10 protein-coding genes are annotated in these 14,592 nt (G+C 58.2%); 7 read left to right on the top strand and 3 right to left on the bottom strand.

Annotated features, from left to right (window positions below; all coding sequences use genetic code 11):
- Positions 1 to 220 precede the first annotated feature (220 nt).
- From AC07V4_RS24475 to AC07V4_RS24455, 5 genes are all read left to right on the top strand, one after another.
- Positions 221 to 3,718, top strand: coding sequence for a response regulator (locus tag AC07V4_RS24475; RefSeq protein ID WP_492638468.1), 3,498 nt, complete (start codon positions 221 to 223; stop codon positions 3,716 to 3,718).
- Positions 3,719 to 4,549 (top strand): CheR family methyltransferase, encoded by an 831-nt coding sequence (locus AC07V4_RS24470; RefSeq protein ID WP_492638469.1) that lies wholly within the window; start codon positions 3,719 to 3,721, stop codon positions 4,547 to 4,549.
- Complete coding sequence (locus tag AC07V4_RS24465; RefSeq protein WP_492638470.1) at positions 4,546 to 5,145, top strand: chemotaxis protein CheB; 600 nt, start codon at positions 4,546 to 4,548, stop codon at positions 5,143 to 5,145. Before AC07V4_RS24470 ends, AC07V4_RS24465 begins: the two co-directional genes overlap by 4 nt.
- Complete coding sequence (locus AC07V4_RS24460) at positions 5,139 to 6,332, top strand: hybrid sensor histidine kinase/response regulator (RefSeq protein WP_492638471.1); 1,194 nt, start codon at positions 5,139 to 5,141, stop codon at positions 6,330 to 6,332. The genes AC07V4_RS24465 and AC07V4_RS24460 overlap by 7 nt, the downstream gene beginning before the upstream one ends.
- A gap of 78 nt (positions 6,333 to 6,410) precedes the next feature.
- On the top strand, positions 6,411 to 6,788 hold the full coding sequence (locus tag AC07V4_RS24455) for a response regulator (RefSeq protein ID WP_492638472.1): 378 nt from the start codon (positions 6,411 to 6,413) through the stop codon (positions 6,786 to 6,788).
- A 155-nt stretch (positions 6,789 to 6,943) separates the two neighbouring features.
- Here AC07V4_RS24455 and AC07V4_RS24450 read toward each other — a convergent pair whose 3' ends face one another.
- The 3 genes from AC07V4_RS24450 to AC07V4_RS24440 form a co-directional block, all read right to left on the bottom strand.
- Positions 6,944 to 10,231: a hypothetical protein gene (locus tag AC07V4_RS24450; protein WP_492638473.1), complete on the bottom strand. Its 3,288-nt coding sequence runs from the start codon at positions 10,229 to 10,231 to the stop codon at positions 6,944 to 6,946.
- Between the two features lie 163 nt (positions 10,232 to 10,394).
- Positions 10,395 to 11,453, bottom strand: coding sequence for a tetratricopeptide repeat protein (locus AC07V4_RS24445; RefSeq protein ID WP_431753298.1), 1,059 nt, complete (start codon positions 11,451 to 11,453; stop codon positions 10,395 to 10,397).
- A gap of 76 nt (positions 11,454 to 11,529) precedes the next feature.
- Entirely contained in the window at positions 11,530 to 12,423 is an 894-nt protein-coding gene (locus tag AC07V4_RS24440) for a bestrophin family protein (protein ID WP_492638474.1), read from the bottom strand.
- A gap of 204 nt (positions 12,424 to 12,627) precedes the next feature.
- Here AC07V4_RS24440 and AC07V4_RS24435 point away from each other — a divergent pair, with 204 nt between their 5' ends.
- Positions 12,628 to 13,395, top strand: a complete 768-nt coding sequence (locus AC07V4_RS24435) for an SDR family NAD(P)-dependent oxidoreductase (RefSeq protein WP_492638475.1) — start codon at positions 12,628 to 12,630, stop codon at positions 13,393 to 13,395.
- 11 nt (positions 13,396 to 13,406) lie between these two features.
- A complete protein-coding gene (locus AC07V4_RS24430; RefSeq protein WP_492638476.1) occupies positions 13,407 to 14,591 on the top strand; it encodes an acetyl-CoA C-acyltransferase in 1,185 nt (394 codons plus the stop codon).
- Position 14,592 lies beyond the last annotated feature (1 nt).

The following is a 14,592-nucleotide window of genomic DNA, read 5'->3' as shown; positions in this document are numbered from 1 at the left end:
TGGATAGGGCTGAGGGCAACTCACCTAATGAGTCGTAACAATGTCAGCAAGTTCCGAAAACTTAGCAGTATTGTGACCTTAGGCGAGTAGTATGCCCCTGTGCTTCATGGTTTGCCGTGCAAATACGGACCCTTTTTGTTGTCGTTCGGTAGAAAAATGGCGTTCCTGGTCAACTTTGGGGCAAACTTCCGGTTTTTCCGCACTTGGCCAAGGCATGCCCATGACTCCTGCGTCGTCCGTCGATGAAAAGAGCTTCCGTAACCTCCTGAGCCGAAACGTCGCGTTGCCCTTGGGCGTGGGTGTGCTCAGCGCGGTGTTCTTTGTGTGCCTGATCACCTATTTATTGTCGGTGATTCAATGGGTGGAGCACACCGATCGGGTCATCAACAACCTCAACGAAACGTCCAAACTCACGGTTGACCTGGAAACCGGCATGCGCGGCTTTCTGATCAGCGGCGACGAGCATTTTCTTGATCCTTATGAGGTGGCCAAGCCACGTATCATCGCCGACCTGCGCAACCTCCAGGCGCTGGTGGCGGATAACCCCCAGCAAGTGGACCGCCTCAAACGCCTGGAAGCGTTGCAGATTGAATGGAACCAATACGCCCAGTCGATGATTGAGATGCAGCGTGCCAACGGTGACTACCGCGGCGCGGTGAAGGCGGGCCGGGGCAAACGCCTGACCGATGAGATTCGCAGAGAATACGATGACGCGGTGGCGATGGAGCAACAGTTCCGTATCGCCCGCAATGAAGACGTCACCCGTTCAACCGTGATCAGCGTCACCTTGTACTTGGCTTTTGTGCTGGGACTGAGCGGTTTCCTGGCCTATATCGGGCGCAAGAATCTTATTTCTCTATCAGAGAGTTACAACGCAAACCTCGCGTCGCAACAGAAAATCGCGCGCCGCCTGGAACAACAAGCCTGGCTGCGCAATGGCCAGACTGGGTTGGCTGAACAAGTACTGGGTCAACTGACCTTGAGCATGCTCGGGCGTAATATCCTGCAGTTCTTTGCCCAATACATGGGCTCTGCGGTCGCCGCACTGTATGTGCGCGAAGAACACGGCGGCCTCAAGCGCGTGGCCACTTATGGCTTCTCCCGTGAACAGGAACAGCAGGAACAGTCGATCTACAGCGACGAAGGCATCGTGGGCCAGGCCGCCCAGTTGGATCGCCTGATTCGCCTGGATGATGTGCCGGTGGACTACTTCAAGGTCAGCTCCGGCCTCGGCGAAGGGCCCACCCGTAGCGTGCTGGTGATGCCGACCAGCGATGACGACCGCGTCAATGGCGTGATCGAGCTGGGGTTCCTGCGCCCGCTGGAAGAGCGTGACGTCGAGTTGCTGGAGCTGATCGCCGGCAACATCGGCACCTCCATCGAAGCCGCCCGCTATCGCCAGCGTTTGCAGGAGGTGCTGGCCGAAACCCAGCAGCTCAATGAAGAACTGCAAGTGCAGCAGGAAGAGCTCAAGACCGCCAACGAAGAGCTGGAAGAACAATCGCGTATTCTCAAGGAGTCCCAGGCGCACCTGGAAACCCAACAGGCCGAGCTTGAGCAGACCAACGAGCAGTTGGCCGAACAGACCCAGACGCTGGCCGACCAGCGCGACGCCATGGACCGCAAGAACATCGAGCTCAACCAGGCACAACTGGAACTGGAAGACCGCGCAGACGAGTTGTTGCGCTCCAGCAGATACAAGTCCGAGTTCCTCGCCAACATGTCCCATGAACTGCGCACGCCGTTGAACAGTTCGCTGATCCTGGCCAAGTTGCTGGCCGAGAATGCCCAGGAAAACCTCAGCGCCGAACAGGTCAAGTTTGCCGAATCGATCTATTCGGCGGGCAATGACTTGCTCAATCTCATTAACGACATCCTGGATATTTCCAAGGTTGAAGCCGGCAAACTGGAGGTGCGTCCAGAGAACTCCAGCGTCGTACGCCTGGTGGATGGCCTGCGCAGTCTGTTCGAGCCGCTGGCGGCTGATCGTAAGCTGGGTTTCCAGGTGGAGGTGCAGGATGATGCACCGACCCTGTTGTTCACCGACCGTCAGCGCCTGGAGCAGATCCTCAAGAACCTGTTATCCAATGCGGTGAAGTTTACCGAGCAGGGCGAAGTCAGCCTGTCGGTGGCGCGCGCGCCGGGGGAGGGCATTGCCTTCACCGTGCGTGACTCCGGCATCGGTATTGCCCCGGACCAGCAGGAAAGTATCTTCGAAGCCTTCCGCCAGGCCGATGGCACCACCAACCGTCGTTACGGCGGTACCGGCCTGGGCTTGTCGATTTCCCGCGACCTGGCCACCTTGCTCGGCGGCTATATCAGCGTGACCAGCGAACCGGGCAAAGGCAGCGTTTTCACGCTGGTGTTGCCGGAGCAGTACGTAGAGCGCGCAGAAGGCGCCTCACCCATTGAGCCGCCGCGCCAAGCGGTGGCGCCTCCCGCGTCGCCGCCAGTCCAGATTTCCCCTCTGCCGGTGGCCGATGCCAGCCAGATTCCGCGCTTCGCCGACGACCGCGACAAGGCGCCCTTTACCACGCGCTGCATTCTGGTGGTCGAAGATGAACCGAACTTCGCCCGTATCCTGTTCGATCTGGCCCACGAGCTAGGCTACAACTGCCTGGTGGCCCATGGCGCGGACGAAGGCTACAGCCTGGCGGAGGAATACGTCCCGGACGCGATCCTGCTGGACATGCGCCTGCCGGATCACTCCGGGCTGACGGTGCTGCAACGCCTCAAGGAGCACGCCAGCACCCGCCACATCCCGGTGCATGTGATTTCCGTGGAAGACCGCGTCGAGGCCGCCATGCATATGGGCGCCATCGGTTATGCCGTCAAGCCTACGACTCGTGAAGAACTCAAGGATGTTTTCGCACGCCTGGAAGCCAAGCTCACCCAGAAGGTCAAACGTGTGCTGCTGGTGGAGGACGATGACCTGCAACGCGACAGTATTGCCCGCCTGATCGGCGACGATGACATCGAAATCACCGACGTCGGTTATGCCCAGGCAGCCCTGGACCTGCTGCGCACCAACATCTACGACTGCATGATCATCGACCTGAAACTGCCGGACATGCTCGGTAACGAGCTGCTCAAGCGCATGGCCACCGAGGACATCTGTTCGTTCCCGCCGGTAATCGTCTACACCGGGCGCAATCTGACCCGTGATGAAGAGGCCGAACTGCGCAAGTATTCGCGCTCGATCATCATCAAGGGCGCCCGCTCGCCAGAGCGTTTACTGGACGAAGTCACGCTCTTTCTGCACAAAGTCGAATCCCAGCTGTCCCACGACCGCCAGAAGATGCTCAAGACCGCCCGCAGCCGCGACAAGGTCTTCGAAGGACGCAAGATCCTGTTGGTGGACGACGACGTGCGCAACATCTTCGCGCTGACCAGCGCCCTGGAGCACAAAGGTGCGGTGGTGGTGATCGGGCGAAACGGCCGTGAAGCCATCGATAAACTCAATGAAGTCGGAGATGTCGACCTGGTGCTGATGGACGTGATGATGCCGGAGATGGACGGTTACGAGGCGACTGCCTTGATCCGCCAGGACCCCCGTTGGAAGAAGTTGCCAATCATTGCGGTAACGGCCAAGGCGATGAAGGATGACCAGGAGCGCTGCCTTGCAGCCGGCTCCAACGATTACCTGGCCAAGCCGATTGACCTGGATCGCCTGTTCTCACTGATTCGCGTATGGCTACCCAAGATGGAACGCATTTAAGTGGAGCAAAGTTTTTTGGAAAAAAGCAGCGATATTGAGCTGCGCCTGCTGATCGAGGCGATTTACCTCAAGTACAGCTACGACTTTCGCGATTACTCCGGCGCATCGGTCAAGCGTCGCGTGGCCCATGCCTTGCGCCAGTTCGACTGCGCGACCATTTCGGCGTTGCAGGAACGGGTGCTGCACGACCCCACGGCGTTCATGCAGTTGCTGCAATTCTTGACGATCCCCGTGAGCGAGATGTTTCGCGACCCATCGCACTTCCTGGCGATCCGCCAGGAAGTGGTACCGCTGCTCAAGACCTACCCGTCGATCAAGATCTGGATCGCTGGTTGCAGCACGGGGGAGGAGGTGTACTCCATGGCGATCCTGCTGCGTGAAGAAGGGTTGCTGGAGCGCACCATCATTTATGCCACCGACATCAACCCGGCCTCATTGGATAAAGCCAAGCAGGGCATCTTCTCTCTGGAGAACGTGCGGGCTTATACGGCGAATTACCAGCAAGCCGGTGGCCAACGTTCATTTGCCGACTACTACACCGCGGCATACGATTACGCGATCTTCGACAAGACGCTGCGCGAGAACGTGACCTTTGCCGATCACAGCCTGGCGACCGACAGTGTATTTTCAGAAACTCAATTGATTTCATGTCGTAATGTATTGATTTATTTCAATAAAAAACTCCAAGACCGAGCATTTGGATTGTTTCATGAATCGCTGTGTCATCGCGGCTTTCTGGTGCTGGGCAGTAAGGAAACCCTGGATTTTTCCGCCTACAGCAAACAATTCGAGCCCTTGGTCAAGCAAGAGCGGATCTACCGAAAATCATGAACGACGCTGCTGCCAACCCGACTGGCGGGATTGAAGCCATCGTCGTCGGCGCTTCCGCCGGCGGTGTCGAGGCATTGCTGAGTATTTTCAGCGAACTGCCCGAGGGCTTCGGCCTGCCGATCATTGCAGTACTGCACCTTCCAGATGAGCGCCGTAGCCAATTGGCCGAGGTGTTCGCGCGACGCCTGCGTATCCCGGTACGCGAGGCGCAGGATAAAGAAGTGATCGAAGTGGGCACCTTGTACTTCGCAGGGCCTGGCTATCACCTCTCGGTAGAGCAAGACCGCAGCTTGTCCCTGAGCCAGGAAGATCGCGTTTTTCACTCGCGACCCGCCATCGATTACCTGTTTTCCTCGGCCGCCGACGCGTATGGCAACAGGCTGCTGGCGATTCTGTTGACCGGTGCCAATCAGGACGGCGCACGAGGCCTGGCCTACGTCAAACAATCGGGCGGCACCACCGTGGTACAAGATCCCAAGGAAGCACGGATTGCCGTGATGCCCCTGGCGGCCCTGGCACTGCACACACCTGACTATATTCTTACCTTGAGCCGCATAGGTTCATTGTTGGCCTCCCTGGAAAATTCCCCATGTTAAGTACTGTCCAGGCCAAACTGCTGATCGTCGACGATCTGCCGGAAAACCTGCTGGCTCTCGAAGCGCTGATCAAGCGTGAGGATCGCCAGGTCTTCAAGGCACTGAGCGCCGACGAAGCCTTGTCCTTGTTACTGGAACACGAATTCGCCATGGCGATTCTCGACGTGCAGATGCCCGGCATGAACGGTTTCGAGTTGGCCGAACTGATGCGCGGCACGGAAAAGACCAAGAACATCCCGATTGTGTTCGTCAGTGCCGCCGGCCGGGAGCTCAACTATGCCTTCAAAGGCTATGAAAGCGGCGCTGTGGATTTCCTGCACAAGCCGCTGGATATCCATGCGGTCAAGAGCAAGGTCAATGTATTCGTTGACCTGTATCGACAGGGCAAAGCCGTGAAGCTGCAAGTCGAAGCCTTGGAGCGCAGTCGGCGCGAACAGGAACTGCTGCTGACGCGCCTGCAGGCTACCCAGGCGCAGTTGGAGCAGGCCGTGCGCATGCGTGATGACTTCATGTCGATCGTCGCCCACGAGGTGCGTACTCCCCTCAATGGGCTGATCCTGGAAACCCAACTGCGCAAGATGCACCTGGCTCGGGATAACGCCGCGGCGTTTACCCTGGAGAAGATGCACGCCATGGTCGACCGCGATGAGCGGCAAATCCAAAGCCTGATCCGGCTGATAGAGGACATGCTCGACGTGTCGCGAATCCGTACCGGCAAGCTGTCGATACGCCCGGCGCGGTTCGACTTGACCCAACTGGTGAGCAACCTTGTGGCCAACTTCGCGCCACAGGTGACCGCCGCCGACTCGTCCATGCAACTGGTGGCTGAAGGACCCGTCGAAGGCAATTGGGATGAGTTTCGCATTGAACAAGTGATCACCAACTTGCTGACCAATGCCTTGCGCTACGGCGCGAAAAGCCCGGTAGAGGTGCGTGTGTACACCGAACATGGCGAAGCGCGCGTCGAAGTGCGTGACCATGGCATCGGTATCAGCGAAGACAACCAGAAGCGTATTTTCCAGCAATTCGAGCGCGTCTCGGCCAGCCATGTGGCGGCAGGGCTGGGCCTGGGGCTGTTTATTTCCGAACAGATCGTCGCGGCCCATGGTGGCACCATCGAGGTGGAAAGTCGGATAGGTGAGGGCGCCTTGTTCCGGGTATGCCTGCCACTTGAGGCATCGTCATGAAATCAATCGTCACCTGGACGCAACCTCTGCGTGACCCCATGGTCGTAACAGCAGCGAATGACCGGACAAAGGTTTCCCATGAGTGAAGATGCACAAGATGTTGTACTGATCGTCGAAGACGACGAATCGATTATGTTCGTGCTGGGCGAGTACCTGGCCGGCCTGGGTTACCGGGTCTTGAAGGCGGTCGATGGGGAGCAGGCCTTCGAGATCCTGGCGAGCAAGCCGCACCTGGACCTGATGGTCACCGACTACCGCCTGCCGGGCGGGATTTCCGGGGTACAGATTGCTGAGCCGGCGATCAAGTTGCGCCCTGAGTTGAAGGTGATCTTTATCAGCGGCTACCCGCAGGAAATTATCGAGTGCAATAGCCCGATTACGCGCAATGCACCGATTCTGGCGAAGCCGTTTGATCTGGATACGCTGCAAGAGCATATTCAGCGGTTGTTGGCCTGAACGTGCGGCGCCCGTTGGTTGTGGCGCCGCAAATTTCAGACGATCAAGGGTTTAGACTCTTGACATTGGTGCTGAGCGTACTCGCTGGCGTATAGGCGAATTGCCAACCTTCCTTCCCATCAAACCCATTGATGAAATCCTGCAAGCCTTTGTGTTTACCATCGCCAAGATTGTAAACCGTCATTCCGCCACTGATTTGCGGCCTCTTTCCATTTCTTGGCAATGCCCGAATTGTCTACCTTGCTGACATCCTTCCCCGTCGACCAATTAGCGAGCTGGGTGGTTTCCAATCGTGCAGAAGGCACAAAGTCATCCAGCGCCTTGCCATAAGCTTGCCCGCTGGCCGCATCGAAGGCATGCCATTTACCCTGGGTCAGCACCGCCGGACCTTCGACCAGAGTGCCCTGCAGTTTGAAGGTTCCCAAGGCACTGACATCAAAGCGCTTGCTGGCTTTTACCAAGTCATAACTGTCGAGACTGCCACGTAGCCAGCGGTAGGTATTGACCGAGCCTTTGGCGCCGGCCTTGGTCACTGTCGTGAGCAACTGACCGATTCCGTCCAGAGGGTTGAGCGAGCTGATCGCGGCGCGTCCGACAATCTTTCCCCCAAAGGCCACTTTGCTTGCTATAGACGCGCCCACCTGGAGTGCCTTGGCGCCTTTGGCTGCTACGTGCAAGCCCATCAGGAAGCCGAAGGCATCCATTGTCAGGTCCACGATTCCTTCACCATAGTTGCCTTCGCTGAAGTTTTTGATCGCGGACCTCAGGGGAATCAGGTTCAACATGAATTCAACAGCGATCTTGTAAAAGGGCACTTCGGTATCGAATGTGGTCTGTCCTTTGGCGGCCAGTTTGTTCCCGTCGATATTGACTTCTTTTATCATCGCGTCGGCAATGTAGGCTGTTCGTTCACTGCTGAAACTTTTGGGGACACCCGATGCGTCTTTGCCTTCACCACTGATACCGGCGGAATATGTCCCAGTGGGCACAATCTCTCGGTATTCGATGCGTGGCTCTCTTAGGGCACTCTTATTAAAGTCACTCAGGTCATCGCGATGCAGGATCTTGTTCTGCTTGATATCGATCTCATAGATGTTGGTTTTTCCTTCGAGCTCGGTTTTCACCAGCAAGCTATGACCTTCAGAGACGACAGTGCTGCTTGTTTTGGTCCTGCTGTAGACGTCGTACTCATTGATAACCTGTTTGGCCAGAGTGATTTTGCCAAACTCGAAATTTTTCCGATGCTCCAGGCTCTGCGTTGAAACCAGTTGTTTGACTTGGGTGGCGATGCTCTTGTTGTACGCTTCTGTGTAGAGGGGAAAAGCAACCCGGAAATACTCCCCCAGGTGTGGCAGCTCTATCAGCTTGGATTTGATTTTGTCGAAGTCGACATCGGTTGAAGTCGACACCCACTGGTTTGCGCTGTCGGCGGTGTCCCTTGTGATCCCGTCATAAAAACCCGGCGTCCCGCGTGCGCCGTTGTGCATGTACAGATCAAGGATCGAGTAAGGCCCGGGGAAATCCAGGTGCTGGTGCTTTAACTGAATGCATTTTTTCTTAAAGAGAGCGGGGTCCATGTCCGGAAAGGCATTCTTCAGCTCCTGCAGTCCCTTTACCTCGACAATTGGCATTTCCATGGATTGAGCGGCGGAAGCTGCACGCAACTCTTGGATGGTTTGATCAAATGCGTTGCGCACATCCAGCATCGCCGCCTCGATCAGTGGATAGCCCATCCCGTTGACTACTGCCCAGTCTTTGAGCGCGACTTGCTGGGCCCGGTATTCGACCTCGCGCTGTTCAGCGGTGATGGGTGCAATATCCGCCGCGAGCATGACTTGGGCATAGGTCATGCGTGCCGTAGCGCCTGGCGCATCTGCCTCGACCCGTGCGACGGCCGTGGCAAAGCTGACCCAACTGTGGGTGCCGAACTTCACCGCATCAGGAATGGCCTGGACCAACAACTCCGGCGCCTGGGATGACAACAGCAGGTGTGCTTGGAGTTGGGCTTTTTCGAAAGAGGATGACCTGCGGGTGTCGAGCAGATGATCAGTCAGACTCAAAACAATATCCGCGGCTGTTTGGCCTCCATTTCTGGCATCCGTGAGGAGAAAACCCGCCACCTGGCGTTTTTGGCCCAGCTGCGTGTGTTGCGGGTCGACACTCATGACCGCCAGCAGCCAATCATTCACGCTGCCTTTTACGGACCTGGCATCAAACCGAGCCTGAATCGCTTTGCCCAGTGCCTGGCCCTTTGGTGTGTTGATCAGTGTGTTGAACAACTCACGCGGATTTTTCAGCGCGGAAGGTTCAATGAACTGATTGTGCAACAGATACTCGAGCACATTCGAAAACGCGCGGGTGTCGATGCCATCAAAAGCGCCGTTGCGCAGGTCGGCCATCAGTTGAATTTGCGTGGTGTTTTCAACCGGCATGGACCACGCCAGCGCGCCACCGTAGTTACCGTGCTCAAGGCTAGCGGGACGTGGGGTTGCCAAAGCCTTTACAAGGTTCTCCAACTCAGCCTGATCGGCGGGGATATCCCAGCCATTGCTGTCGAAGAGTTGTTTGAGGCTGGGGGTCGTGCCGGCGTACTCGGAATGACTGTCACGATGAACCGATACATGATAATCCGCCAGGTACGTCGGGATATCGGTAGTGCCCGATTTCAGCCCGTTGATCAGCGTATTGAGCGTTTCAACAACCGCATGGCGGCTATGCACGTCGCCCAGCATGGCCTTTTGGTCAAGCAACGCTTCTTCGTTGCGCTGCTCGCGTAAAGAGGTGAACGCCGGATCATTGATGGTTTCGAAGCCTTTTCCCGCAGCGAACGCTGCTGTGAGTTCCTGGGTGGTCGGTTGGCGACCACTATTGTGAACCCTGTAAAAATGGCTGATCAGCCTCAAGGGCGCAATGTCCCTGGTTTTTGCCTGAGCCGGCTTGAACGTCGAGAAAAACGAGCCCGCTGCAATGATCCGCCCGGCCGCCATCAAATGACGGCTGGCGGCGGCCCACTGAGCATCATCCTGGCCCACCGTCCGTTTTATCCTGCGCGGGTCGAGTGCGTGTTTAAGGCAGAACATGATCTTGCCCGAGCCGGGATTGATTTCTACCGAATCAGGGTCAACACCGTGATCATTCATCCATTGAGTGATATCCGGGGCTTGGAAGGCGCGCCTGAGTTGCGCCCACCACTCACCGAATACCGAATGGGCCGCGATGGGTGAGACACTGATGTTTCCTTCATAGCCGTTCAGTGTTTTGGCCAAGGCCAGCCCGTACTGTTTTGAAAGCTCCAGGTCGCCTTGGCTACGAGGGCTTCCAGTGACTATTTCGGGCCCGGCACTCCGTTCTTCAGGAGCCTGTTGTGCGTTGGTGCGTGGTTGTAGCTGAGGAGTCATCAGGCTGCGGGAAGAAGAAGGCTGGATAAGCGGTATCGCCGTCATAGGGTTACTCATCGGGATGTTATGAATACTTGACCCTTTGTATTCATAAGCCCGCTGACGATTCCAATCGCTCTGCGTCCAGCTGTTTCGGGATATCTCGCACTTGATTGCCGATCATCTCCCACGCTTTCACTGTCAGCAGATCAAAGGTGAACGGCTTGGTCTAGAGACCTTGCTGTAATGCAGGATCGTCCGGATTCTGCTGTTCAAGTTGTGCAAGCAACACCTGGACGTTTTGCAATTGGCCGCTTTCTTTCCAGTAATTGACCAGCAACACCCGCGCCTTACGGTTGGCCGGGTGGCGTTGAATGATGTCTTCCAACTGGCGTTGGGCGGCTTCCAATTCCTCTTGGGCATGCAGGGTGGTGGCCAGGTCGTAGCGGTAATCCTGATTGTCCGGCTCCAGCTCTACCGCCTTGGACAAGCCGAGCAGGGCATACGGGCGCTCACCGTGGTGCAACAGCCACATGCCCAGGGCATGTTGCAGGTACGCTGACTCCGGATGCTCGGCCAACTGCCGCGCCAGCAATTGGCGGGACTCTTCGGTCTTGCCTTGTTTGTCCAGCAGCTCGATTTGCGCCACCACCGCTTCCAAGTTGTCCGGTTGCAGTCGCATGGCCTGTTCCAAGGCATTTTGCGCGTCGGGCAACAACGCGCTGTGGATGTACAGGCGTGCTAGCTGAATCCAGCCTTCAGCCGTCTCGGGCTGGGCCTTGAGATATTTCACGAATTCGTCGAGCACTTGCTGCAGCGGGCCGAAGTAAAGGCCCAGGGTGTCCGGTGACAGACCGAGCAAAGCATTCGCGGCAGCAAAGCGCACGCTTTGCTCGGGATCTTCGAGTATCGGGCCCAGTAGCAACGTACGCTGCCCAGTGGGCACCAGACCGACGATGCTATGAATCGCCGCCTCTCGCACCAATGGCGACTCACTAGCCAAGTCCTTGTCGGCGAGTTTCAGCGCTTGGGGGCTGGGGTAGTTGGGCAGCTCAGCGTGCAGGGCCGCACGGCGTTCGGGCGATAGGTCCGGCCGGCCCAATTGTTGATACAACACTCGCGCCGCGCCCGGCTCGCCGTTATGCGCCTGCCGCAGCGCCTTGGCATAGCCATGGGCGATGGCCGGCGGCACTACCGCTGGGGAAGGGCGCAAGAACAACCAGGTGATCAACACAATCAATAACAGGGCGCACAGACCGACGATGGCGTAACGGCGTGACTTTGACATGCAGGCGTCCGAAAGCTTAAGCAGCTATTACAAAGCCATCAGCTTCGGTCAGACCACGGCGAGTGTCAAACCCGCATCAGCTCAGCACATAGTCCATCGGCTCCAGGGCCGGTGGTAAGTCGGTTTCGCCCAGCGCGGCAAGGATCTCGCGCTCCAGGGTGCGCACGATCGCGTTGCACGGCAGATCGTTCTCGTCGAAGCCGAACGGATCCTCGAGGTCGTCACCGATAGCGTCGAGACCAAAGAACGTGTAGCTGACAATGGCGGTGAACACCGGCGTGAGCCAACCCAACGGTTCGGCCATGGCGAACGGCAGCAAAATGCAGAACAGATAGATCGTGCGGTGCAACAGCAACGTATAGGGGAAGGGCAGTGGCGTGTGCTTGATCCGCTCGCAGGAGGCCTGGACCTGGCTCAAGCCCACCAGGCGTGTCTCCAGTTGGGTGTAGCGCCAGTCGCTGATCACCCCACGCTCTGCCAGCTCGGAAAAGCGCGCACCGAGGGTTTGCAGCACGCTGTCAGGCGGGTTGGGGTGGTTGGCGTCCACCGCCATCCATGGCTGTATCGCCCGGGCTTCATCTTCATGGCGCAAACGCGCGATCAACCCATAGGCAAATCCACACAAACCGCGCAACAAGCTGGCGCGTTCAGGGCTGTGACCCAGCACCTGGGTTTCGCGAATCAGCGAGCGTACATCGATGATCATTTGCCCCAGCTGTTTGCGGCCTTCCCACCAACGGTCGTAGCAAGCGTTGTTGCGAAAACTCATGAAGATCGACAGTGACAGGCCCAGCAATGTGAAGGGCGTGGCATTGACCTTGGAGAAGTAGGCGGGGTGCAGGGTTTCCACCAGCACGATCACCGACGCCAGCAGGGTCACCATGAGGCTGCGCAGGGCAATGCGTCGCGCAATCGAGCCTTTGAGGGAAAACAGGATACCTAGCAGGTTGGGTTTGGGACGCACGATCATCGCAAGGAGACTTCTTCGGTGGCGCAGGCCCCCAGATTAGAAGCCGACCACGCAGGCGTCCAATCACTTGGGCTGACTGGCTGATCAACGGGATCAATCATTGGCCAAACCAGTCAGTCAGGTTGATGGGTTTGACCATTGCTGCTGTGCAGCTCTGGAGTAACTATTTCCAAGGTCGCTTGAGCCACTTTTAAGGAAGCAATGATGCAGATTGAAAACAAGGTATTCCTGGTCAGCGGCGGTGCCTCGGGGCTTGGGGCGGCCACCGCTGAAATGCTGGTCGCGGCCGGTGCGAAGGTGATGCTGGTGGACCTGAACGCCGACGCCGTCGCCGCCAAGGCCCAACAGCTGGGGGCCAACGCCCGTTGCGCGGTGGCGGATATCAGCCAGGAAGCCGCAGCCGAAGCTGCCGTGCAAGCCACGGTCGCTGCGTTTGGCGGGTTGCATGGGCTGGTGAACTGCGCGGGCGTGGTGCGCGGCGAGAAGATCCTCGGCAAGAACGGCCCCCACGGGCTGGCCAGTTTTGCCCAAGTGATCAACGTCAACCTGATCGGCAGTTTCAACTTGTTGCGCCTGGCCGCTGCGGCCATCGCTGAAACCGAGGCGAATGCCGACGGTGAGCGCGGTGTGATCATCAACACAGCTTCCGTGGCCGCCTTTGACGGGCAGATCGGCCAAGCCGCGTATTCTGCCTCAAAAGGTGCCATCGCCAGCCTGACCTTGCCCGCCGCACGCGAGCTGGCACGCTTTGGCATTCGGGTCATGACCATTGCTCCGGGTATTTTCGAAACGCCGATGATGGCTGGCATGACTCCGGAAGTGCGTGATTCCCTGGCCGCAGGTGTGCCATTCCCGCCGCGCCTGGGCAAACCGGCCGAATATGCGGCCCTGGTGCGACACATCATTGAAAACAGCATGCTCAATGGCGAGGTGATCCGTCTCGACGGCGCCCTGCGCATGGCTGCCAAGTAAGGAGTATTGCCATGACTGATCCGATCGTAATTGTCAGCGCCGTGCGCACCCCCATGGGGGGCTTCCAGGGCGACCTCAAAGGGCTGACCGCTCCACAACTGGGCGCCGCCGCGATCCGCGCTGCCGTCGAGCGCGCCGGTATTGCCACCGATGCCGTGGATGAAGTGCTGTTTGGTTGTGTACTGCCGGCGGGTTTGGGCCAGGCACCTGCGCGTCAGGCGGCACTGGGGGCCGGCCTGGACAAAGCCACCCGTTGCACCACTCTTAACAAAATGTGCGGTTCGGGCATGGAAGCGACCATCCTGGCCCACGACGCACTGGTGGCCGGCAGCGTCGAGGTAGTGATTGCCGGTGGCATGGAAAGCATGTCCAACGCGCCTTACCTGCTGGACCGCGCCCGTAGTGGCTACCGCATGGGCCACGGCAAGGTACTTGACCACATGTTCCTCGACGGCCTGGAAGATGCCTACGACAAGGGCCGCTTGATGGGCACCTTTGCCGAAGACTGTGCCGAGCACAACGGGTTTACCCGGGAAGCCCAGGATGCCTTCGCCATCGCTTCCCTGACCCGCGCCCAGGAAGCGATCACCCGTGGCCGCTTCGCCGCCGAGATCGTCCCGGTACAGGTCACCGTGGGCAAAGAACAGAAAACCATCCTGCACGATGAGCAACCGCCAAAAGCCAAACTGGACAAGATCGCCAGCCTGAAACCGGCCTTTCGCGACGGCGGCACGGTCACGGCGGCCAACTCCAGCTCGATTTCCGACGGGGCAGCGGCGTTGTTGCTGATGCGTCAGTCCGAAGCACAGAAGCGCGGCCTCAAGCCGCTGGCGGTGATTCGCGGGCATGCGGCGTTTGCCGATGAGCCGGGACTGTTTCCCGTGGCGCCGGTAGGGGCTATTCGCAAGCTGATGAGCAAGACCGGTTGGAACCTGGCTGATGTCGACCTGTTCGAGATCAATGAAGCCTTTGCGGTGGTCAGCCTGGTCACCATGAACAAGCTGGAAATCCCCCACGGCAAAGTCAATATCCACGGCGGTGCCTGCGCCCTGGGCCACCCGATCGGCGCATCCGGCGCACGGATTCTAGTGACCTTGCTCTCGGCCCTGCGCCAGAACGGTCTCAAACGTGGTGTTGCCGCCATCTGTATCGGCGGCGGTGAAGCCACAGCCATGGCCGTCGAATGCCTGGATTAAG

The sequence above is a fragment of the Pseudomonas sp. GW821-FHT03A09 genome, from assembly GCF_059421065.1.
The sequence above is the reverse complement of the archived record's forward strand: the minus strand, read 5'-3'. Positions and strand labels throughout refer to the sequence as shown.